At 34.5% G+C, this 565-nt stretch carries 1 protein-coding gene; it reads left to right on the top strand.

The window, feature by feature from the left end:
* Positions 1-565 (top strand): pyridoxal-phosphate dependent enzyme (locus tag AMO08_RS01630; protein ID WP_143323786.1); only part of this gene is annotated, 565 nt, incomplete at both ends.

The following is a 565-nucleotide window of genomic DNA, read 5'->3' as shown; positions in this document are numbered from 1 at the left end:
AAGCAGAATTTTTAAATCCTGGAGGATCAGTAAAAGATAGAGCTGCACTTGCTTTAATTAAAGATGCTCAAGAAAAAAAATTAATTTCTAAAGGTGGGACTGTTGTTGAGGGAACAGCTGGCAATACAGGAATTGGTTTAGGTCTTTTAGGGAATTCTTTAGGTTATAAAACAATCATTGTAATGAATGATAATCAAACCCAAGAGAAAAAAGATCTACTTAGAAATCTTGGAGCAGAATTAAGATTAGTGCCACCTAAACCTTACAAAGATGACAATAACTTTGTAAAGGTTGCTGCAAGACTTGCAGATGAACTAAGACCTTCTAATAACAATGGAGTGATTTGGGCTAACCAGTTTGATAATACTGCAAATGCCAAAGGCCATTACGAAGGTACGGGACAAGAAATTTGGAAACAAACTGACGGTAAGGTTGATGGCTTTGTATGTTCTTCTGGAACTGGAGGAACTATTTCAGGGGTAAGTAATGCTCTTAAAGAAAAGAACAAAGATATAAAAATTTACCTATCTGATCCAAAAGGTTCAGCTCTTTATAATTATATAAA

It is taken from the genome of Candidatus Pelagibacter communis (assembly GCF_001180205.1).
Classification (GTDB): Bacteria; Pseudomonadota; Alphaproteobacteria; order Pelagibacterales; family Pelagibacteraceae; genus Pelagibacter; species Pelagibacter ubique_O.
The sequence above is the reverse complement of the archived record's forward strand: the minus strand, read 5'-3'. Positions and strand labels throughout refer to the sequence as shown.